We start from the raw sequence: 21,259 nt of genomic DNA, 5'->3' as shown, positions 1-21,259 counted from the left end.
TAATGAAAAATATGAACAAGAGAGGATTATTAGGGCGAATTTGTTTTGTAGTTGGGATGTTTTTTATTGGGCAAGTTCAAGCCGATAATAGTGTATCAACTCAGCTAGATAATTTAAGTAAAGTCAGTTATCAAGTCACAACAGAATTAGTAGTTAAAGAAGATAGGGTTCAAGTTGTATTAAATACTCAAATTCAGACAAATAAATTGACTAAAAAGGCAAGACAAACGCTTGAACAACGTATTGATGATCTGATACCTCAGCTAGCGAAGCATTACCCTGCTTTGAAAGTAGTAGGAAATCAACGCAATAGCTATGCAAATTATAGTAATGAGGGTAAGGTGGTTGGTTGGACATTAGAGGCAAGTCTGACATTAGAGAGCGGTGATTTTGCTGAAGTGGCTATCTTTATTTCTGAATTACCTAATGATTTTAGCGTGCAAAATACAAATTTCTTTGTTTCTACGGAAATGCGTAAACAGCAAGAAGCAGAGATGGTAAAAACGTTATTGGCTTTAGCACAACAGCAAGCAGAAGTCATTAAAACGGAATTGCACCGTGAGCGGTATCATATTATCAATATTAATTTGAATAATTCAGGGTATATGGCGACTCGAGCGATGCCTATGCGTTTAGCAAAAACAGCGGTAGCTGAACAAGCTGCTAATGATGGTTTAAGTTTTACACCAGGGGAAACCCGATTAATGATGAGTGTGGATGTTGTGATTTCACTATCCGAAAAATAGAAATTCCGTTACAATTTTATTCTTATTCCTACAATTATTGGAGAAATTAATGAAAGTTGCAAAAAATCATGTAGTAGGTATTGCTTATCAAGTTCGTACAGAAGATGGCGTTTTAGTTGATGAAGCACCAGCGAATCAACCACTAGAATATCTACAAGGTCATAATAACTTGGTGATTGGTTTAGAAAATGCCTTAGAAGGTAAAGAAGTTGGTGAAAAATTTGATGTTAAGGTAGCGCCAGAAGAAGCTTATGGTGTTTATAACGAGAATTTAGTGCAACGTGTGCCAAAAGATGTTTTTGTTGGTGTTGATGAATTAAAAGAAGGTATGCGTTTTATTGCGGATACTGATCATGGTCCATTACCAGTTGTGATTACTGAAGTAACAGATAATGATGTAGTTGTAGATGGTAACCATATGTTAGCGGGCCAATCATTACTTTTCACAGTAGAAGTCGTATCTGTACGTGAAGCAACAGCAGAAGAAATTGCGCATGGCCATTTACATCAACATGGTGAAGGTTGTTGTGGTGGACATGATCATCACCACGATGATGATGAAGAAGGAGGCTGCTGTGGCGGTGGTCATGGTGGTTGCGGTTGTGGTGGACATCACCATCATCACTAATAGCAAAATTTCCACAGAAAAAGGGCGGATATCCGCCCTTTTTTATAGGTAGTGATAAGTGTTTGATATAAAAAATTTAATAACTAACACAATATGGCAATTTTATTTTAGTAGCAGAGCAATCACTTCAGGAATTTGTGTTGGTGCAGCAATGAAGAGTTGTTTGTGGCGATTTAATTCACCTTTGCGTAACTCAATTTGGCTTTTAGCAACACGAAATTGTTTGCTGAGAAATTTAATCAGATGAGCATTAGCTTGTCCGTCAATAGGTGGAGTTGTGATGGTAACCTTAAGTTCATCACCATGTAAGCCAACAATTTGGTCTTTGCTGGCTTTAGGTTGCAAATAAATATTAAGTAATAATCCTTGTTCTGTTTGTTGTATTGCCATTACGCAATTAACCAAAGTTGTCCGAATATATCGAGCAGTACGTTATTCAATAAAATAAGTAGGATACTAAGCACCATCACTGAAAAATCTAACATTCCTGTACTTGGTAATATACGGCGGATAGGGGCCAATAAAGGTTCACTAATTTGGTATAACAGATAATCTAAAGGATTATTGCCGCGGCTAAACCAACTCATAATGGCACGTAAGAAAATAGCCCAGAAAATCATTTCACCCCAAGCTTTAGCAATAGAGAGAACGCCTAATAATAAAAGGTAGAAAAGATCTAATGACAATTTGCCTGCCATCAACCAATATAAAATTGGTAATTTAATTACACCTAACACAAAAGCGACCAAGAGAGCAGCAAAATCAATGTTATATTTCATTGGAATTAACTTGCGTAGTGGCGCTAATACAGGTGTTGTAAGTTTAACTAATGCTTGTGAAAGTGGATTGTAATAATCAACACGACAATATTGTAGCCACGTCTTTGCCACTAAGATGAAAAGATAAATACCAATAATGGTTTGTACAAGAAATTGCAATGTGTTCATTAAATCTCCTATCTATTAAATAATTCGTGAGAATTGTTGGCGTTTTGCTTGCTGACGAGAGTAAGTATCAAAACATAAACAAATATTACGAATTAATAAACGACCTTTTGCAGAAACGGTAATATTGTCATCATTAATTTGTAATAACCCGTCTTCAACCAGAGGTGCCAATAATGCGAGATCTTCTGCAAAGTGGGATTTAAAGTCAATTTGATATTGCTGTTCTATCGCTGCAAATGGCAATTTAAAGTTACAAATTAACGCTTTAATGACATCACGGCGTAAACAATCTTCGTTGGTGAGTACCAAACCTTTATGCAATGCGATACCACGAGTTTCTACGTTAGCATAATAGCTTTTTAACTCTTTTTGGTTCTGTGCATAAGTATCACCTAATAAACTAATTGCAGAAACTCCTAACCCCAATAAGTCACACTCTTGCTGTGTGGTATAACCTTGAAAATTACGATGTAGTACACCGTTTGCTTGTGCAATAGCCAGTTCATCATCAGGTTTAGCAAAATGATCCATACCAATAAATTGATATCCTGATTTTTGTAAAAACTCGATTGTATTTTGCAGAATAGCCAGTTTGGTTTCAGGAGAAGGGAGCTGTTCATCCTTAATTTTACGTTGCCCAGCAAAACGAGTCGGTAGATGAGCATAGTTAAATACACTTAAACGATCTGGATTGAGTTCTACCACTTTTTTCAAGGTAAACATAAAACTCTCTAAGGTTTGTAGTGGTAAACCATAAATCAAATCAAGGTTTGTTGATTGGAAACCAAGTTCTCTAGCACGCTGCATTAAAGCAAAAATGAAATCTTCGTCTTGTTCACGGTTAATTGCGGTTTGTACCTCTTTATTGAAGTCTTGAACTCCCATACTAATGCGGTTAAAACCGATATTACGCAAATGCTCTAACATCGAAAGTTCGATTTCACGCGGATCCATTTCAATACTAATTTCAGCTTCATCACTGATGGTGAAATTCTCACGTAGCATAGCCATTAAACGTGCAGATTGTTCCTCTGTAAGATAGGTTGGTGTACCACCGCCCCAGTGAATTTGAGTGACTGTACGTTGTGAAAAGAGTGATGCACGCGTGCGAATCTCTCTTTCTAAGTAATCGAGATAAATATCCGCTTTGTGTTGATGACGAGTAATCACTTTATTACACGCACAGAAGTAACAAAGTTTATGACAAAACGGAATATGTACATATAAAGATAATGGACGAGATGGATAACGTTTTGCCGCCATCACAAAGTCATCATTATTATAAACTTCGTTGAATTCTAATGCTGTTGGATAAGACGTATAACGAGGACCTGATTGGTTATATTTACGAATCAGATCATGATCCCACAAGATTTCGGACATAATATATTTCCCACTAAATTAATTATTTGATTCCCTCAAGTAGTTGAGGTAACTCCGATTTGATTTGTTGTTCTAATTTTGATTCCGTACTTTCTCGAGTACGATCTAATTGGCGTCTTTCTTTCTTGGCTAACGCTTGACGTTCCTCTTTAATCGGCATCTCTCTCACCGTGAGATAAAGCTGATACATAGCAGGAAACGCATTTAATTGAATTTTACCATAAGCCTCAAGTAATGGTTTAAGACGCAGTACCCCTTCAGAATGGTTACATTCATCAGTCAACATAGCTTTAGCAATAATCACAATACTTTCTTGTAAACGATCCAAGCGTTGTTGATATGCTTGTTGTAACATTCGTTTTTGTTTTTTGATTGCTAGTAATAGCGAAATTAAATAACCAAGCATGGCAAGCACAATTAGGCTACCAATACTAAATAATAAAACCGTACTATTCATAATTACTTAAATTGATTGATATCTATTTTTTCAAATTGTTGGTAGAGATCTTGGTCATCTTCATCATCTTCAATACCTAAGATTTCCATTAGCTCTTCAATTCTTGCTAGGCATTGATCAACAAATTGTTGATCTTGTTTAGATAAAGTTACACCGGCATCTAATTGATCGAGTAACTCATTTAATGCAACATTATTTTCTAACGCTAATAACTCTTGTTCTGGTGAAATAACTTTTTTAGGTTGTTTTATTTCATCAGATACAGTGACATTTTGGCGATTAACTTCTTCAACAATTAATGGAATTTTTTTACGACTGCCAACACGAGGATCTTTATTAACCTGTTGATTAACCTGATATTTTTCAGTTGCTGGGCTATAACGGTTGCCTGATGGGCGGCCTTTATGTTTTTTCTTACGTTTTTCTTCCCATGCTTTATTATCTAATTCATAGCGGGTCGGCTTTTTGCCTTTTTTTGCTACATTAGGCTCTTTTTTATCTTGCTTACGTGTAGGCATTAAATCACTAATTTTTCTAGTTTTCTTTTGGCGACTCATAATCAAAAATGAATAATAAATGGTTATAAAAAGGTGATATGGGTTGCGATTATAACATTGAATTGTAAAATTTAGCATCTACTGCTTTAGGTATATTAGTTTAATTTGAAGTTAAGGAAAGCATAGTATGAAAAAAGTCTTGCTCATTATTTCTGTATTGTTGTTGAGTGCTTGTGCGGGAAAAACGCCGCCTAAACCAGTGATTGAATTACCGCCAGAACAGATTGTGCAAACATCTTATGCGCCAGCTTATGAAGCAACGCAACAAACTTACCAAGGGCGAGTAAATGATAAATTTTATGTTGATTCATTTGAACATGGTGTATTGGATTGGTTTAAAGGCAAATATAAACAACCGATCTCTGAGTTAAAACATCAGCTTTATGATCAAGGTAAAGGGTTTGATGCCTATATTTATGATTATTATAGCGGGATGATTTTTGCAGCAGACTTGCAAAGTAATTTTCAACGTTTGAACTGTTGGCAGGGTATTGATCTACCGAGTTTACAGCAAGGGATTTATGACGCATTGCGTGATTTACAAGCACAGCGTTCAGCAAAAAATAAAACTTGGATTGAGCAAGGAAGCGAAAAATTTGCTCAACAATGTCGTCCTTAAATGCAATTAAATGGCGAAATTTACTACGAAAAGGTAAGGGGTAATCTAAGGTATTTTCTAGGATTTAATCCCCTTTTCTGCTATAATTTCGCCTAATTTTTTGAGTAAAAACTAGAGAATAAAAATATGTCAAATCAAACGTCAAGTTCTTATGATTCATCAAGTATCAAGGTTTTAAAAGGGCTAGATGCCGTACGTAAACGTCCGGGAATGTATATCGGGGATACCGATGATGGTACTGGATTACACCATATGGTATTTGAAGTGGTGGATAATGCGATTGATGAAGCGCTTGCAGGATATTGTAAGGATATTGTTGTCACTATTCATGAAGATAATTCCGTTTCAGTACAAGATGATGGGCGTGGTATTCCTGTTGGGATTCATGAGGAAGAAGGCGTATCAGCAGCAGAAGTGATTATGACCGTCCTTCATGCTGGAGGTAAATTTGATGATAACTCCTATAAAGTATCTGGTGGTTTACATGGTGTTGGGGTTTCAGTTGTTAATGCATTATCCGATAAGCTGCAATTAACTATTCGCCGTGAAGGTCATGTTCATGAGCAGTTTTATCATTTAGGTGTTCCTGAAGCGCCATTAGCTGTCATTGGTGAAAGTGATAAAACAGGAACAGCTGTACGTTTCTGGCCAAGCCCAACCATTTTTAGTAATGTGGAATTTCAGTATGAAATTCTGGCTAAACGTTTGAGAGAACTCTCTTTCTTAAATTCTGGTGTTTCAATTAAATTATTTGATAAACGTACTGATAAATCAGATCACTTCCATTATGAAGGTGGAATTCAAGCGTTTGTTGAATATTTAAACCGCAACAAAAATCCAATTCACCCAAAACCATTCTATTTTATGACCGAAAAAGATGGTATTGGGGTAGAAATTGCTCTGCAATGGAATGATGGTTTCCAAGAAAATCTCTATTGTTTTACTAATAATATTCCTCAACGTGATGGTGGTACACACTTAGCGGGCTTCCGTGGTGCAATGACTAGAACACTTAATAATTATATGGAAAAAGAGGGATACAATAAAAAGACCAAAATCTCAATGGCAGGGGATGATGCGCGTGAAGGATTAGTTGCGATTGTATCGGTTAAAGTTCCTGATCCAAAATTCTCATCACAAACTAAAGATAAATTAGTGTCTTCTGAAGTAAAAGGTGTGGTCGAATCTACAATGGGTGAGCGTTTGCAAGAGTATTTATTAGAAAATCCAGCCGATGCAAAAATCATTGTAGGTAAAATTATTGATGCAGCGAGAGCAAGAGAAGCAGCGCGTAAAGCAAGAGAAATGACGCGCCGTAAAGGTGCATTAGATTTAGGTGGTTTGCCAGGTAAATTAGCAGATTGCCAAGAACGCGATCCAGCACTTTCTGAACTCTATATTGTGGAGGGAGATTCTGCAGGAGGTTCGGCAAAACAAGGTCGTAACCGTAAGAATCAAGCGATTTTACCGTTAAAAGGTAAGATTCTAAATGTGGAAAAAGCGCGTTTCGACAAAATGCTTTCATCACAAGAGGTAGCTGCATTAATCACTGCATTAGGTTGTGGTATTGGACGAGATGAATATAACCCAGATAAATTGCGTTATCACAGTATCATTATTATGACCGATGCGGATGTTGATGGATCACATATTCGTACTTTGTTATTAACGTTCTTCTATCGTCAAATGCCAGAGTTAATCGAACGTGGACACGTTTATATTGCACAACCGCCACTTTATAAAGTGAAAAAAGGAAAACAAGAGCAATATATCAAAGATGATGATGCAATGACGCAATATGAGCTTTCTATTGCATTAGATGGTGCTGCATTATTTGTGCATCCATCAGCACCAGCGATGCAAGGATTACCGTTAGAAAACCTTGTTGCGGAATATAATCGTGTCAATAAGATGATTCAACGTGTATCTCGCCGTTATCCAGCAGCAATTTTACAAGCTCTTGTTTATCACCCTGATTTAGATAAAGCAGTCATGCAACAAGAAGCGTCTGTACAACAATGGGTAGAAAGTTTAGTTGATACCCTAACGAAGAAAGAGTTGCATGGAAATCATTATGCGGCAAAAGTGCAGTACAATGCAGAACGTCATCTTTATGAACCAGTGATTACTGTTCGCACGCATGGGATCGATACAGATTATTTACTTGATTTCCATTTCGTTGAAGGAAGTGAATATAGTTTAATCCTGAAATTAGGTCACCAATTACGTAATCTAATCGAAGATGGGGCTTATGTAGTACGTGGTGAGCGTCGTCTAAATGTCACCAGCTTTGAGCAAGCGATAGATTGGTTAGTGAAAGAATCTCGCCGTGGCTTATCAGTACAGCGTTATAAAGGGTTAGGTGAAATGAATCCAGAACAGCTTTGGGAAACAACTATGGATTCAGAAGCACGCCGTATGTTGAAAGTGTCTATTCGAGATGCAGTCGCAGCAGATCAGCTCTTTACAACCTTAATGGGAGATGAAGTTGAACCTCGACGTGACTTTATTGAAACCAATGCGTTACACGCAAATTTAGATATTTAATGATTTGATCCTAGTGAAAAACGCCCATTTTGGGCGTTTTTTGTAGTATATAAATAAAAAAATAATGCCCATCCTTGGGCATTATTACGTTATTGAGTGTGTGGTGTGGAGGCACACTCATTTTTACGTTATAAAGTGACACCACTTTTGAAAATAGCTAATTCACGGAACTCATTTAGCTCATTTTTTGTTGGTTTACCGTTAACGATTTCTACAACTTTCTCAATGAAATCATTCAGTAGTTGAGGCATTGTTACATCTTCTACCAAACGACCGGCATTGAAATCGATCCAGTTACGTTTCCGTTGAGCTAATTCACTATTTGTTGCAATTTTCATAGTAGGAACAAAACCACCATAAGGAGTACCACGTCCTGTGGTAAATAACACCATATGACAGCCAGCCGCAGCCAATGCACTGGTTGCCACCGCATCATTCCCTGGGGCAGTTAAAAGATTTAGTCCAGGTTGAGATAAACGCTCACCATATTTCAGAACATCTACGACTTGGCTATGTCCTGCTTTTTGTGTGCAACCTAACGATTTATCTTCTAACGTAGTAATACCGCCAGATTTATTGCCTGGAGATGGATTTTCATAAATTGGTTGATGATGTGAAATAAAGTATTGTTTGAAATCATTCACCATATCAACAGTCTTTTGGAAAGTGGTTTGATCTCGACAATGACTCATCAAAATCCGCTCAGCACCAAACATTTCTGGTACTTCAGTTAAAACAGTTGTACCACCATAAGCAGTAACATAATCAGAAAAATTACCTAATAAAGGGTTAGCTGTAATACCAGATAAACCATCTGAACCGCCACACTCTAAGCCAAATTTAAGTTCACTTAATTTACCAGCTTGACGTTGATCGTGACGCATTTGCTCATATAGCTGCTGTAATAATTCTAAACCGATTTCTACCTCATCTTCATAATGTTGAGAAATCATAAATTTAACGTGTTGTGGATCATAATCACCTAAGGTTTCTCTAAATACATCCACTTGATTATTTTCGCAACCAAGCCCGATAACTAATACAGCGCCTGCATTGGGATGTTTCACCATATTTTGCAAAATGACTTTCGTATTCTGATGATCATCTCCTAATTGAGAACAGCCATAACTATGGGCAAAGGTAAATACACCATCAATATCAGTTGCTGGGTTTTTAGCTAAGAAACGCTGACGAATTTGATTAGCGATCCCAACTACACAACCCACCGTTGGAATAATCCAAAGTTCATTACGGATAGCAACATCACCATTGGCACGGCGATAGATTTTTACATCTCGATCAGCTTGTTGGACCTCAATGTGTAACTGTTCTGGCTGGTAGGCATAGTCATTAATATCATTCAAATTAGTTTTGACATTGTGCGTATGCACATAATCGCCCGCAGCAATGGATTGGGTAGCATGACCAATAGGATAACCATACTTAATCACATTTTGTCCTTCATGAATATTATGAATAGCAAATTTGTGTCCACGAGGAATATCTTGGGTTAACGTGATATTTTCTTTATCTAATAGAATGATTTGCCCAGCAGACAAATTCTGTAAAGCAACAGCAACGTTGTCTTGAGCTTGAATTTGAATAAACTGCTTCATAATCACACCTAGCAATATTGGGTTAATGCATTACGCATACCTTGTTGCAAAATAGCCTCAAGTTTTGCTGAAACCTCATCAACAAGTTGTGGAATTTGGGTTAAATCTTGTTGCCAATGTTCTTCTTGACTTAATACATTTTTAACAAGTTGAGTGAGGGAAATTTGTTGTTGTTCAACTTGTTGCCACCAAGTAGCAAAATGATCTAACCAAATTTGATCGTCTTGTAATGGAATAGTTTGATCGGCACGTTTGCCACGATAAAAGGCAATTAATGCGGCTAATGCAAAAGTAAGACGAGCTGGTAAGCGTTGATATTTTTGTTGATAAGTTAATAATTGTGACAAAATACGAGTACGGTATTTTGTCATACTATTCAATGCGATAGAGAGTAAGGCATGCTGGATAAATGGATTTTGGAAGCGACCGATAACAGCATCTGCAAAATGTTGTAATTCATCTTTTGGCAACGAAAGTGTCGGAATAATTTCTTCAGCAAGTGTATCAACAACAAATTGACGTAATTGAGAATCTTGCATTGCGTCACCGACATAATCAATACCAGCAAGGTAAGCCACAGGAACCAATGCAGTATGTGCACCATTTAAGATGGCAACTTTACGTTCTTTATAAGGCTTAATATCATCAACGACTAAAATATTTAGTTTTAATTGATCTAAATGGAAAAGTTTTTCTAATGATTTTGGTCCTTGAATAACAAAGAGATAGAAATATTCTGCGGTATCTAAGAAAGTATCTTGATAGCCTAATTCAGTGGTGAGTTGTTCCACTTCATTGCGCGGATAGCCAGTTACAATGCGATCTACCAATGTTGAACAGAAAGTATTTGCGGTTTCTAACCAAGAAATAAATTCGGTTGGAAGTTTCCACTCATTAGCATAACGTAATACTAACTCTTTGAGTTGTTCACCGTTATAGTCGATAAGTTCACATGGCAAAATAGTAAAGCCATATTGTTGATCGCCATTAGTAAATAGGAAACGTTCATAGAGTAATTGAGTTAATTTTGCTGGATAACTTACAGCAGGACGATCGGTTAATTTATCTCCTGCATGATAGCTAATTCCTGCTTCAGTGGTATTTGAGAAAATAAGTTTGATCTCAAGATTGTGTGCCAAATTAATATAATCGTCAAAGTTAAGATAAGGGTTAATTTCATTATTTACTGAACGAATAATTCTAGCCTGTTTAACCGCTTCCCCCTGTTCATTTAGACCACGAATAATTGTGGTATAAAGTCCATCTTGTGTATTTAATAGCGGCGGAAAATTAGTATTAATTGGACGAATAATCGTTACACCGCTATTAAAATCGGTTTTTTCATTTAAAAGATCAATTTGCCAATCAATAAACGCACGTAAAAAATTACCTTCACCAAATTGGATAATCTTAGTTGGATATTGATTGCCTGAAAAATTGGTACGATTGAGTTGTTGCATGATAAATTCCTTATTAATTAGCTACACCATAAACAAGGTTTGGTAACCAAGTTGAAATGGATGGAATGTAAGTAAGTAGTAATAGTTTGATTAAGAGTAATCCCCAAAATGGAAGTACATCTTTGATAAATTTTTCTATTGGTACTTCAGTAATTGAGCAAGTAGTAAACATTACTGTACCTAGTGGAGGGGTAATTGTTCCGATTGCACCATTGAAGATAAATACAATGCCAAAATGAATAGGATCAATGCCATATGAATGAGCTATTGGAGCAAGGAGTGGTGCAAGTACGATCATAATCGCATTGCCTTCTAAGAACATACCTAGAACTAATAAAGCAATATTTACTAGCATTAAGAAAGTAATTGGGCTATCCACAATTGTTGTCATCCATTGTGCTAGGGCTTGAGGTACTCTTTCCCAAGTAAGAAATTTAGAAAAAGCAACTGCCATACAAATGATAAGGAGTACATTGGCTGCACCTAAAGCAGACTCTCTTGTTGCTAACCATAATTGTTTCAAATCCATATTTCTATAGATAAGGGTTCCTAAAATAATTGCGTAGATTACTGCAACAGCACCAGCTTCGGTTGGAGTAAATACTCCCATTCGGATACCACCAATAATAATGATTGGTAATAGAAGGGCTAGAACAGCATCTTTTGCTGAAAGTGCAATTTCTTTGCAACTAGCACGTTTTTCTCTGATTGGTAGATAACCACGTTTCTTAGAAATAATAGATACTAAGATCATCATTAATATACAGAGTAAAGTACCAGGGACTACACCAGCTAAAAATAATCGACCAATAGAAACATTATTAACATAGCCATAAATAATCATAGCAATGCCAGGAGGAATAATTGGTGTAATTAAAGAACCAGCAGCAGTTACCGCTGCGGAGAATGAAGCACTATATCCACGAGCAACCATTTGAGGAACTAATAATTTAGAATTCATTGCGGCATCAGCAATATTAGAACCAGATAATCCACCCATTAAGGTACTTAAAGCAACATTAACTTGAGCTAAACCACCATTCATATGTCCTGTGAGGACTTCACAAAACTTTAATAACCTAGCACTAATACCAGCGTGATTCATAAAGACACCAGCCATAATAAAAAATGGAATTGCTAATAAAGTTACAGATTCAAGTCCACCAGCAAGACGTTGAATAAGCATAATCATTGGTTGATTGCTCATTAAAAAATAACTTAATGTGGAGATAAAAATACAGAAAGCTACAGGTATCCCGATAACAAATAATATTAATAAAATAGCTATAGGAATGATAACGCTCATAGTTGATTCCCTCTGTTAATTTTAAAGAAATAATAAATTTTTCTTATTTCGTAATAAGCCATGAAACAAGCGCTAATAGGGATAATGGCGTAAATAGCTAAATAAGAAACATGTAAAGTTGGTGTAAAACGGACTTTAGACATTGGTAATAGTTTAAAACCTAAATAAATCATAAAAAAAAGCGCAAAAAGTATAATGCATGGCTGGATAACGCCATCAATAAAGTTTGCTATTTTGTGAGGTAATTTGCTTAATAAAAAGTCAATACGAATCAACTCATTATTTTTACAAAGTGCACTTGATGCGAGGAATGTAAACCAAATAAAAAAGACTACACAAATTTCCTCAACCCAAGCACTTGGAGAGTTAAGAAAATAGCGCATAATGACACCATAACCAGAAAGTAGCACTATCAGCGCTAAGAAAAAGGAAGCGAGAATTTCATCAATATCGCTAAACCAGAATTTTTTTTGTTGAGATTGTGAATTCATAATGATAAATCCCTCCAATTTTGTAAAAACGGTGAGTAAGATAACTCACCGTTTGATAGTGATTAGTATTGCTCTAACTGAGCTTGAATATTTTTATATAGATTAGGTGACCATTCAGGGAATGCATTCTGGATGGTGTTTCCTACTGCATTAGAAAAGGCTTTTATATCGACTTCATTAATTTGAACACCAGCTTTTTTTAAGTTATCTAAAGCTTCTTTTTCTGCTATTTGAACTTGAGAGGCACCATATGCCACCATCTCATTGCCTGTATCAGTGATAATTTTTTGTTGCTCTGGTGTTAAGCTGTCCCAGAAGGCTGTACCAGCAACAAAAGGTGACATATGAGTAGAATGTGCAGTTAAATCTAAATTTTTAGCAACTTCAAAGAACTTTCCTCCATAAAGAACTGCAGGCGGGTTTTCCAATCCGTCAATAATACCTTCAGATAATCCAGGATAAACATCGGCTAAAGACATTGGGGTTGGAACACCACCCATTGCTTTTATTGTTTGTAATGGAACTCGAGAGTGTTGTACTCTAATTTTCATTCCTTTTAAGTCATCAGGTTTAATAACTGGTTTTTTGGTTAATAAATGGCGTGTTCCATAAATAACATCAGGAATAACAATATGAATGTTTTGCTTATCTAATTGTTGACTAAGTCCTTTAAACCAGTCTGAATGAAGGAGTTTTGATTTTTTTTCAAATGATTGTGAAAGATAAGGAGCATTAATGACACCTAGATCTGGAACAATATCCATTAAAGCGCCATAATCACTAATTGTAATAATATTGGCTCCAAAACGAGCTTGTTCTAATACTTCGGTTTCTCCTCCTAATTGACTTGATGGGAATAATTTAAAAATAATGTCACCATTAGATTTTTCTTTAACTTTATCAGCCCAAAAATGCATTGCTTTATCGATAGGTTCTCCCGGTTGATTTCCATAAGCAATCATAATTTCTGTTGCAGCTAAGCTATTAATAGAGAAGCTTAATAATCCTAACGATAGAGTTAATAAAGAGTTTTTGAGTAAGCGCATAGTTTTTACCTCGCTAAGTTGTAGTAGAAGAAATCACGTTATAAATCACTGTAATATAATCAAGTAATTAGCAAATAACGGAATGTTGAAAATGACTAAAGCCGCAATATTGCCTGTTTTTTATCTGTTTTTTATTTGAAAGTAATAACACTCTTAATTAAAGATTTATTATTAACAATTTGCTCAGCATAGATATCAGCTAGACCTTCAAAATTAAAAGTATGAGTCAACATCATGGCAGCAGATAATTTATTTTGGGCCATTAGTTGTTGTACTTTAGAAAAATCTTCATAAGTTGCATTTCGGCTTCCTAATAAAGTAGTTTCTTTTTTATGAAAGTCAGGATCAGAAAATGAAAAATCGCCTTTAAATAAACCAACAAAAACAATTCTGCCTCCATGTCTTATCAGATTTACTGCGTTATTCATGGCTTTTTGGTTACCTGTTGCATCAATGACAATAAGAGGAAGTTTCCCATTAAAATAATCTTCAACTTTTTCAGAAATAGGATCAAAGGAAGGTAATTTGAGTTGTGTTTTAATATGTTCTCTACGAGCCTCACTTGTATCTGCAATGACAACATGTGCACCATCTGCAGCTGCAATTGCCGCCGCACTTAATCCAATTGGCCCAGCTCCCACAATAAGAACATCATCATTTGGTTGGATGTTTGCTCTGCGTACAGCATGAGCACTAATTGCAAATGGTTCGATAAGAGCTGCACTAATATCATCAACATTATCAGAGATAGCTAGAATATTTTTTTCAGGAACGGATAAATATTCACAGAAGCAGCCATCTTCATGGACTCCAATCACTGAAATTTTTTCACAACAATTTGTTTTTCCACTGCGGCAGGCATCACATTCACCACAAGAAACATAAGGAATAAGAGCGACTCTTTGTCCAACCTTCCAATTAGTTACTTTATTGCCAACAGCTTTAATTGTGCCACTTGCTTCATGCCCTAGGATACGAGGGTAAGTAAAAAAAGGTTGGTTACCGGCAAACGCATGTATATCAGTACCACATATACCTACGGCTGCAATTTTTAGTAGAACATTGTTTTCTTTTGGAGTAGGAATATCTAATTCTTGATAAATGAATTCAAACGGTTTATTACAAATTAAAGCTTTCATTTTGTTATCCTCTTTTTAATAAATAGTGGGAGCATTATTCTGTAGATTTTGGAAAAATTCTTAGGGTTGTTGTAGTAATGTGAATATGAAAATGTTTTAATGTTTTTTATATGTTTTTTTATTAATTGAGAGAAAATTTGATGAGTAGAGATTTTGAATTGAGGCAAGAAGTAAGTAATCAAATGATAGATGCTTTAAGAGAGGGTGTTTTATCATCACCATTACCATCACAAACTATTTTGGCATCTTTATACAGTGTAAGCCGTACGACAATACGTTATGTATTCATGTCTTTGTTAGAGAAAGGAATTTTAGCGAAACAAGGAGATAATTATATTGTTATTCGAGTTCCTACAGAAGAAGATAAATTTTTAAAATTGAAAACGAAAAGAAATGATCCTAAATCGACTAAAAAGATAGAAACCTACTTTAAAGCAGCTATTCAATCTAAAGTTATAAAGCCAGGCGATCAGGTGTCGGAATTGTGGTTGGCTAAAAATGCGAATGTAGATATTTTTTCTGTTAGAGAATACCTAATTCAATTTTCTCGTTTTAACTTAATTAAAAATTTAGGGCGAGGAAAATGGCAACTAGTAGCCTTTACACCACATTATGCGGATAAGTTATTTGAATTAAGAGAAATGTTGGAATGCCATGCATTGAATTGCTTTATGAACTTACCTAGTTCAGATGTACGGTGGAGTAAAATGAAAATGCTATTACAGGAACATCGTACATTGAGAGAAAATATTTCTGAGAGATTTACAGATTTTTCAAAATTAGATCATCAATTTCATTCTCTAATTCTATCAGCAGCTAATAATCCATTTATAAATGATTTCATTGAGCTTATTTCTATTATTTTTAACTTTCATTATCAATGGGATAATCGAGATTTGAAGACTAGAAATGTATTGGCGGTAGAAGAACATCTGGTGATATTAGTAAAAATAGTAAGCCAAGATGATCTTGGTGCTATTACTGAGTTAAAACATCATTTAAGTACAGCAAAAAAATCATTAATGAATAGCATTGAGATAGTTACGCAAAGCTAATCATCTATTGAGGAACAAATTTATAAAAAAAGCTATGAAATTCTATTTTCATAGCTTTTTTTATGCTTTGTATCACAAGATAAGTGAAATAAGCATTATTTTGATAAAAAACAGCAAGGAATTACTTGCAATCCTCTATTTCAGAGAATAGACTAACCACAAGTGGTAAATTGTGGTAAATAGTGGTAATAAATTCTTCATTTCAACTGATTTATAGGTAGCGAGTTATGTTTCGAGGTGCATCATTAATTAATCTGGATGCCAAGGGTCGTTTAGCGATTCCGACTCGTTATCGCACCGAGCTTCTTGAGAAAGAACAAGGACAACTTATTTGTACCGCCGATATTCGCCAACCTTGCCTATTGTTATATCCCTTATCAGAGTGGGAAATCGTCGAGCAAAAATTACTGCAATTACCAAACTTTGATGAAACTGGACGACGTTTACAACGTGTTATGTTGGGCTATGCAACAGAATGTGAATTGGATAAAACGGGTCGCATTTTGTTAAGTCCTGCATTAAGACAACATGCCGCCCTAGAAAAAGAAATTATGCTTGTTGGCCAGCTAAATAAATTTGAAATTTGGCAAGCTGAAAAATGGCAACAACAAATTGCAGAAGACATTCAAATTGGTAGCAGTGGTACGATGGCGACGTCTGATGAGTTAAGAACTTTGTTTTTATAAGCGAGTTTTATTCATATGGAACAAGTAACCTATTCAGATCCTGCACATTTTACTGTTTTACTCAATGAAGCAGTAGAAGGATTGTCTTTAAAGCCTAATGGTATCTATATTGATGGTACCTTTGGGCGAGGCGGACATTCTCGTAAAATTTTATCTGAGTTAGGTGAACAAGGTCGTCTTATTGCTATTGATCGTGATCCAGAGGCGATTCTTGCCGCACAAACAATTCAAGATTCTCGTTTTTCAATTGAACACAATACTTTTTCTGAAATTAAATCAATCTGTGAAGCGCATAATTTAGTTGGCAAAATTGATGGTATTTTGCTTGATTTAGGCGTTTCTTCACCACAGTTAGATGATGCTGAACGTGGATTTAGCTTTATGCAAGATGGTCCATTAGATATGAGAATGGATAGTTCTAAAGGAATTTCCGCCGCAGAATGGTTACAACAAGTATCAGAAAATGATTTAGCTTGGGTATTGAAAACTTTTGGTGAAGAGCGTTTTGCCAAACGTATTGCACATAATATTGTCGAATTTAATCGTCAGGCATTACAAAATAAAACAGAACCATTAACACGCACATTGCAACTAGCGCAACTGATTGCGCAATCTATGCCAATAAAAGAAAAACATAAACATCCAGCAACTCGTAGCTTTCAAGCTATTCGTATTTTTATTAATAGTGAGTTAGAAGAATTAGAAAAGATTCTTAATTCAGCTATCGATGTGTTAGCTCCTGAAGGCAGATTAGCGATTATCAGTTTTCACTCTTTGGAAGATCGTTTAGTAAAACGTTTTATGAAAAAACAGAGTAAAGGTGACGAAATTCCAAAAGGACTCCCGTTAACTGAAGCACAGATCGAACGTAATCAAAAATTAAAACTAATTGGTAAAGCGATTATGCCAACAGAAGCAGAGCTTGCCGTAAATAGCCGTTCAAGAAGTGCAGTATTACGTGTGGCGGAGAGATTAAGATGATATTTAAAACCTATGATCGTTATCCGTTATGGCGAATCATTGTAGATGATATTTTTCAGGCGAATAAAACTGTTATGCTTTTATTAATTGCTTTATTAATTACCGCAGTTTCTACAATTTGGATTACGCATTTAACACGTTTAGCGATTAATGAAAAAAATCAATTACAGACGGAATATCAGGCATTACAAAGTGAAGCACTGAATTTGCGTTTAGAAGATAGCGCATTGAGTGATCGTACTCGTATTGAAGGAATTGCCCGTCAATTAGGAATGCAGTCAACACAGGATGAACAAGAAGTATTAATTATTGAATAAAACAGATAACTAGGTAACACAATGGTACGGGCAAAAATTAAATCATCACAACAAACAAGCAGTTTTTCTAAAGGACGCTATATTGTCACGATTATATTAATTATGGCTGGTCTAATTGCGCTTATCGCAAGAGCTGCATATGTTCAGTTAGTTAATGCAGATTTTTATATTGCAGAAGGCAATAAACGTTCACTTCGTACAGAACAAATTCCTTATATTCGTGGTGATATTCTTGATCGCAATGGTGAATTATTGTCTGTCAGTGTAGAGAATTATTCGATTATTGCCGATCCAAAAGAAATTTTTGAAAAAAATTCATTAATGGAAAAAGATCGTTGGCAACGCTTAGCTGAAACGTTAAATGTACCGTTATCAGAAGTTATCGGACGTCTTAATAAAAATCCTAAATCTCGCTTTGTGTATTTAGATCGCCAAATTTCTCCAACAATGGCGAAATATATTCACGATCTTAAAATTACAGGCGTTTCTATGCGTAAAGAGTACCGCCGTTTCTATCCAACAGTGGAAGAATCTGCACAATTACTAGGTTATACCAATATTGATGGACAAGGGATTGAAGGGATTGAAAAAAGCTTTGATTCTTTGTTAATTGGAAAATCAGGATCTAAAACCTATCGTCGGGATAAATCAGGAAATATTATTGAGAACATTTCGAGTACTCAAAAATATGATGCCCATGATGTGACATTAAGTATCGATCGTCATTTACAATCAATGGTATTCCGTGAAATTAAAAAAGCAGTAGCCGAGAATAAAGCAGAATCAGGCACAGCCGTATTAGTAAAAATCAGTACAGGTGAAATTCTAGCAATGGCTACAGCGCCGTCTTATAACCCGAATAATATTTTTGGTTCACAAGCTGAATTACGCCGTAATCGTGCGATTACCGATACATTTGAACCAGGTTCAACAGTAAAACCGTTTGTGGTGTTAACTGCATTAAATCAAAAAATTATTTCACCAGATACGGTGATTAATACTAAACCGTTTGTGGTCAATGGGCATACTATCCGCGATGTTGCTCCACGTAATGAATTATCTATTACTGGGATTTTGCAAAAATCTAGTAACGTTGGGGTGAGCCGTTTATCTTTACAAATGCCAATTTCGGTATTGATGAATACATATCATAAAGCTGGATTTGGAATGCCAACTAATTTAGGTTTAGTCGGTGAGCAATCTGGAACCTTACCATTACACCGTAAGCGTTGGGCGGATATTGAACGTGCAACAGTAGCTTATGGCTATGGTTTAACTGTAACACCATTACAATTAGCTCGAGCTTATGTGGCATTAGGTAGTTTTGGTGTTTATCGTCCGCTTTCAATCACTAAAGTTGATCCACCAGTGATTGGTGAGCGTATTTATCCAGAAAAAATTACGCGTGAAGTAGTGCATATGATGGAAAGTGTTGCACAACCAGGCGGTGGTGGTATTGCTGCGGCTGTTCCTGGATATCGTGTAGCAATTAAAACTGGTACAGCGAAAAAATTAGAAAATGGTCAATATGTAGATAAATATATTGCTTACACCGCTGGAATTGCGCCTGCAAGTGATCCACAGTTTGCGTTAGTTATTTTGATTAATAACCCAACAGCAGGTAAATATTATGGTGGGGCAATTTCTGCACCGGTATTCTCAAAAATTATGGGGCATACTTTACGCGCGAAAAATATTACTCCAGATGGTATTGAGGGTGATACAAAGAGTGCGAAACGTATTGTGCGTATTGACACATTAAAAAATGAAAACTTAAGAGATAACTAAGGGTAAAACAATGCAGCGTTTAAGCCGTTATTTTGACCTAACATTACCAAATCATCAGTTGCAAACTATGCAATTAGATAGTCGAGCAGTAAAACAAGGTGATGTGTTTATTGGATTAATTGGACATCAAATTGACGGTAGAAAATTTGTGACACAAGCAATTAATGCAGGCGCTGCAGCAATTATTGTCGAAAGTGAAGATCCAGCAGATCACGCTCGTTTAACGTGGCAAGATAATATTCCTGTTATTCATGTCTATCAACTGGCTAGTCAGCTTTCTAAGCTGGCTGGTGAGTTTTATCAACAACCTTCAACTCAATTAACCCTTGTTGGTGTCACCGGAACCAATGGTAAAACTACCGTAGCAAATCTATTAACGCAATGGAATCATCTATTGGGTAAACGTAGTGCAGTGATGGGGACGATTGGTAACGGCTTTTATCAGCATATCCAACCTGCAACAAATACCACAGGCTCAGCAGTAGAAATTCAACGTAATTTAGCTGAGTTTGTTGAACAGGGTGCAGAATTTGTTGCGATGGAAGTTTCTTCACATGGCTTGGTACAACAACGTGTTGCGGCATTACATTTTGATGCTGCCGTATTTACTAATTTAAGCCGTGATCATTTAGATTATCACCATACATTAGAAGCTTATGCAGCTGCGAAAAAAACATTGTTTACAGAGTTAGATGTAAAACAAAGAGTGATTAATGCGGATGACGTTGTGGGAAAACAGTGGCTACAAGAACTACCTGATGCAGTAGAAGTGAGTTTATCTGCAACCTTTACTCCACAACATCAACAATGGTTGAAAGCAGAACAAATTGAATACCATCCACTAGGTGCTACAATTCATTTCTCATCAAGCTGGGGAAATGCAATTTTTCATTCAAAATTAATTGGTGAGTTTAACGTGAGTAATTTGTTGTTAGCGACGGCAACATTATTATCACTTGGGTATCCTTTATCAGATTTACTCAACACAGTTTCGCAACTTGAAGGCGTATGTGGAAGAATGGAGCGTTTTACCGCAGAAAATAAACCAACAGCCGTTGTTGATTACGCCCATACACCAGATGCCCTAGAAAAAGCATTACTTGCATCACGTTTACATTGCCATGGTGAACTGTGGTGTATTTTTGGTTGTGGAGGTGATCGTGATAAGGGTAAACGCCCACAAATGGCAAAGATTGCAGAACAATTAGCAGATAAAGTGATTATTACGGATGATAATCCACGTACTGAAGATGCGGCAGCAATTATAAATGATATTGTTCAAGGGCTAGACTTTCCAAATAACGCTACTATAATTCATCGCCGTGAACAAGCATTAGCCTATGCATTTGAGCAGGCTAAGTCTAATGATTTGATTTTAGTAGCGGGTAAAGGCCATGAAGATTATCAAATTATTGGACACACAAAACACCATTTTTCTGATCGTGAAATTGTTTCACAATTACTTGGACTTAATAATAAAACTTAGTCAA

The 21,259-nt window shown here is 36.0% G+C and carries 21 protein-coding genes; 10 read left to right on the top strand and 11 right to left on the bottom strand.

All coding sequences use genetic code 11. The features are described from left to right. Nucleotides 1-2: 2 nt before the first annotated feature. Both QV06_RS07300 and slyD read left to right on the top strand, forming a co-directional pair. Entirely contained in the window at nt 3-746 is a 744-nt protein-coding gene (locus tag QV06_RS07300) for an SIMPL domain-containing protein (RefSeq protein WP_245174262.1), read from the top strand. A gap of 49 nt (nt 747-795) precedes the next feature. Further along, nucleotides 796-1,374, top strand: a complete 579-nt coding sequence (gene slyD / locus QV06_RS07295; RefSeq protein ID WP_065237569.1) for a peptidylprolyl isomerase — start codon at nt 796-798, stop codon at nt 1,372-1,374. A gap of 102 nt (nt 1,375-1,476) precedes the next feature. Here the strand turns inward: slyD and yggU are convergent, their stop codons facing one another. From yggU to yihI, 5 genes are read right to left on the bottom strand one after another with little or no spacing between them, the layout of a single operon-like run. Beyond that, nucleotides 1,477-1,764, bottom strand: coding sequence for a DUF167 family protein YggU (gene yggU, locus QV06_RS07290; RefSeq protein ID WP_065237568.1), 288 nt, complete (start codon nt 1,762-1,764; stop codon nt 1,477-1,479). Further along, nucleotides 1,764-2,321 (bottom strand): YggT family protein, encoded by a 558-nt coding sequence (locus tag QV06_RS07285; RefSeq protein WP_065237567.1) that lies wholly within the window; start codon nt 2,319-2,321, stop codon nt 1,764-1,766. The genes yggU and QV06_RS07285 overlap by 1 nt, the downstream gene beginning before the upstream one ends. 15 nt (nt 2,322-2,336) lie before the next feature. Next, a complete protein-coding gene (gene hemN, locus QV06_RS07280) occupies nt 2,337-3,704 on the bottom strand; it encodes an oxygen-independent coproporphyrinogen III oxidase (protein WP_065237566.1) in 1,368 nt (455 codons plus the stop codon). A gap of 22 nt (nt 3,705-3,726) precedes the next feature. Next, on the bottom strand, nt 3,727-4,161 hold the full coding sequence (locus tag QV06_RS07275; RefSeq protein ID WP_065237565.1) for a DUF2489 domain-containing protein: 435 nt from the start codon (nt 4,159-4,161) through the stop codon (nt 3,727-3,729). Between the two features lie 2 nt (nt 4,162-4,163). Continuing rightward, nucleotides 4,164-4,718: a Der GTPase-activating protein YihI gene (gene yihI, locus QV06_RS07270; RefSeq protein ID WP_065237578.1), complete on the bottom strand. Its 555-nt coding sequence runs from the start codon at nt 4,716-4,718 to the stop codon at nt 4,164-4,166. A 127-nt stretch (nt 4,719-4,845) separates the two neighbouring features. On the opposite strand from yihI, the gene QV06_RS07265 reads away from it, so the two are divergent. Together QV06_RS07265 and gyrB are read left to right on the top strand one after the other, a co-directional pair. After that, nucleotides 4,846-5,337 (top strand): hypothetical protein, encoded by a 492-nt coding sequence (locus QV06_RS07265; RefSeq protein WP_065237564.1) that lies wholly within the window; start codon nt 4,846-4,848, stop codon nt 5,335-5,337. A 126-nt stretch (nt 5,338-5,463) separates the two neighbouring features. Then, a complete protein-coding gene (gyrB, locus tag QV06_RS07260) occupies nt 5,464-7,884 on the top strand; it encodes a DNA topoisomerase (ATP-hydrolyzing) subunit B (protein ID WP_065237563.1) in 2,421 nt (806 codons plus the stop codon). A gap of 128 nt (nt 7,885-8,012) precedes the next feature. Here the strand turns inward: gyrB and QV06_RS07255 are convergent, their stop codons facing one another. The 6 genes from QV06_RS07255 to QV06_RS07230 form a co-directional block, all read right to left on the bottom strand. Continuing rightward, nucleotides 8,013-9,500 (bottom strand): UxaA family hydrolase, encoded by a 1,488-nt coding sequence (locus QV06_RS07255; protein WP_065237562.1) that lies wholly within the window; start codon nt 9,498-9,500, stop codon nt 8,013-8,015. Between the two features lie 8 nt (nt 9,501-9,508). Continuing rightward, complete coding sequence (locus QV06_RS07250) at nt 9,509-10,960, bottom strand: tagaturonate reductase (RefSeq protein WP_065237561.1); 1,452 nt, start codon at nt 10,958-10,960, stop codon at nt 9,509-9,511. Nucleotides 10,961-10,973: 13 nt separating this feature from the next. After that, nucleotides 10,974-12,266, bottom strand: a complete 1,293-nt coding sequence (locus QV06_RS07245) for a TRAP transporter large permease (protein WP_065237560.1) — start codon at nt 12,264-12,266, stop codon at nt 10,974-10,976. Beyond that, the gene (locus QV06_RS07240) at nt 12,263-12,757 is read right to left on the bottom strand and encodes a TRAP transporter small permease (RefSeq protein WP_065237559.1); all 495 of its coding nucleotides are present in this window, start codon (nt 12,755-12,757) and stop codon (nt 12,263-12,265) included. Before QV06_RS07240 ends, QV06_RS07245 begins: the two co-directional genes overlap by 4 nt. Nucleotides 12,758-12,819: 62 nt before the next feature. Then, on the bottom strand, nt 12,820-13,803 hold the full coding sequence (locus QV06_RS07235) for a C4-dicarboxylate TRAP transporter substrate-binding protein (RefSeq protein WP_065237558.1): 984 nt from the start codon (nt 13,801-13,803) through the stop codon (nt 12,820-12,822). A gap of 131 nt (nt 13,804-13,934) precedes the next feature. After that, entirely contained in the window at nt 13,935-14,942 is a 1,008-nt protein-coding gene (locus QV06_RS07230) for a zinc-binding alcohol dehydrogenase family protein (protein WP_065237557.1), read from the bottom strand. Nucleotides 14,943-15,082: 140 nt separating this feature from the next. Here QV06_RS07230 and QV06_RS07225 point away from each other — a divergent pair, with 140 nt between their 5' ends. The 6 genes from QV06_RS07225 to murE all read left to right on the top strand — a co-directional run bounded on the left by QV06_RS07225 (nt 15,083) and on the right by murE (nt 21,255). Further along, entirely contained in the window at nt 15,083-15,997 is a 915-nt protein-coding gene (locus QV06_RS07225; protein ID WP_065237556.1) for a GntR family transcriptional regulator, read from the top strand. Nucleotides 15,998-16,224: 227 nt separating this feature from the next. Beyond that, nucleotides 16,225-16,683 carry a division/cell wall cluster transcriptional repressor MraZ gene (gene mraZ, locus QV06_RS07220; protein WP_065237555.1) on the top strand — a complete coding sequence of 153 codons (459 nt, stop codon included), beginning with the start codon at nt 16,225-16,227 and terminating at the stop codon, nt 16,681-16,683. Between the two features lie 15 nt (nt 16,684-16,698). Then, the gene (gene rsmH / locus QV06_RS07215; RefSeq protein ID WP_065237554.1) at nt 16,699-17,664 is read left to right on the top strand and encodes a 16S rRNA (cytosine(1402)-N(4))-methyltransferase RsmH; all 966 of its coding nucleotides are present in this window, start codon (nt 16,699-16,701) and stop codon (nt 17,662-17,664) included. After that, nucleotides 17,661-17,981, top strand: a complete 321-nt coding sequence (ftsL, locus tag QV06_RS07210) for a cell division protein FtsL (RefSeq protein WP_065233582.1) — start codon at nt 17,661-17,663, stop codon at nt 17,979-17,981. Before rsmH ends, ftsL begins: the two co-directional genes overlap by 4 nt. A 21-nt stretch (nt 17,982-18,002) precedes the next feature. Beyond that, nucleotides 18,003-19,769, top strand: a complete 1,767-nt coding sequence (gene ftsI, locus QV06_RS07205) for a peptidoglycan glycosyltransferase FtsI (RefSeq protein WP_065237553.1) — start codon at nt 18,003-18,005, stop codon at nt 19,767-19,769. Nucleotides 19,770-19,779: 10 nt separating this feature from the next. Continuing rightward, complete coding sequence (murE, locus tag QV06_RS07200; protein ID WP_065237552.1) at nt 19,780-21,255, top strand: UDP-N-acetylmuramoyl-L-alanyl-D-glutamate--2,6-diaminopimelate ligase; 1,476 nt, start codon at nt 19,780-19,782, stop codon at nt 21,253-21,255. Nucleotides 21,256-21,259 lie beyond the last annotated feature (4 nt).

Origin of the sequence: Gallibacterium genomosp. 3 (assembly GCF_001678475.1) — a bacterium.
In the GTDB taxonomy this organism is placed as follows: domain Bacteria; phylum Pseudomonadota; class Gammaproteobacteria; order Enterobacterales; family Pasteurellaceae; genus Gallibacterium; species Gallibacterium faecale.
Note: the sequence above shows the minus strand (reverse complement) of the source record. Positions and strands in the feature narration are given on the sequence as shown.

Bases quoted from the DNA above. Each gene is read 5' to 3' on its own strand.
- QV06_RS07300 (WP_245174262.1), top strand. From the start codon at position 3: ATGAAAAATATGAACAAGAGAGGATTATTAGGGCGAATTTGTTTTGTA.
- slyD (WP_065237569.1), top strand. From the start codon at position 796: ATGAAAGTTGCAAAAAATCATGTAGTAGGTATTGCTTATCAAGTTCGT.
- yggU (WP_065237568.1), bottom strand. From the start codon at position 1,764: ATGGCAATACAACAAACAGAACAAGGATTATTACTTAATATTTATTTG.
- QV06_RS07285 (WP_065237567.1), bottom strand. From the start codon at position 2,321: ATGAACACATTGCAATTTCTTGTACAAACCATTATTGGTATTTATCTT.
- hemN (WP_065237566.1), bottom strand. From the start codon at position 3,704: ATGTCCGAAATCTTGTGGGATCATGATCTGATTCGTAAATATAACCAA.
- QV06_RS07275 (WP_065237565.1), bottom strand. From the start codon at position 4,161: ATGAATAGTACGGTTTTATTATTTAGTATTGGTAGCCTAATTGTGCTT.
- yihI (WP_065237578.1), bottom strand. From the start codon at position 4,718: ATGAGTCGCCAAAAGAAAACTAGAAAAATTAGTGATTTAATGCCTACA.
- QV06_RS07265 (WP_065237564.1), top strand. From the start codon at position 4,846: ATGAAAAAAGTCTTGCTCATTATTTCTGTATTGTTGTTGAGTGCTTGT.
- gyrB (WP_065237563.1), top strand. From the start codon at position 5,464: ATGTCAAATCAAACGTCAAGTTCTTATGATTCATCAAGTATCAAGGTT.
- QV06_RS07255 (WP_065237562.1), bottom strand. From the start codon at position 9,500: ATGAAGCAGTTTATTCAAATTCAAGCTCAAGACAACGTTGCTGTTGCT.
- QV06_RS07250 (WP_065237561.1), bottom strand. From the start codon at position 10,960: ATGCAACAACTCAATCGTACCAATTTTTCAGGCAATCAATATCCAACT.
- QV06_RS07245 (WP_065237560.1), bottom strand. From the start codon at position 12,266: ATGAGCGTTATCATTCCTATAGCTATTTTATTAATATTATTTGTTATC.
- QV06_RS07240 (WP_065237559.1), bottom strand. From the start codon at position 12,757: ATGAATTCACAATCTCAACAAAAAAAATTCTGGTTTAGCGATATTGAT.
- QV06_RS07235 (WP_065237558.1), bottom strand. From the start codon at position 13,803: ATGCGCTTACTCAAAAACTCTTTATTAACTCTATCGTTAGGATTATTA.
- QV06_RS07230 (WP_065237557.1), bottom strand. From the start codon at position 14,942: ATGAAAGCTTTAATTTGTAATAAACCGTTTGAATTCATTTATCAAGAA.
- QV06_RS07225 (WP_065237556.1), top strand. From the start codon at position 15,083: ATGAGTAGAGATTTTGAATTGAGGCAAGAAGTAAGTAATCAAATGATA.
- mraZ (WP_065237555.1), top strand. From the start codon at position 16,225: ATGTTTCGAGGTGCATCATTAATTAATCTGGATGCCAAGGGTCGTTTA.
- rsmH (WP_065237554.1), top strand. From the start codon at position 16,699: ATGGAACAAGTAACCTATTCAGATCCTGCACATTTTACTGTTTTACTC.
- ftsL (WP_065233582.1), top strand. From the start codon at position 17,661: ATGATATTTAAAACCTATGATCGTTATCCGTTATGGCGAATCATTGTA.
- ftsI (WP_065237553.1), top strand. From the start codon at position 18,003: ATGGTACGGGCAAAAATTAAATCATCACAACAAACAAGCAGTTTTTCT.
- murE (WP_065237552.1), top strand. From the start codon at position 19,780: ATGCAGCGTTTAAGCCGTTATTTTGACCTAACATTACCAAATCATCAG.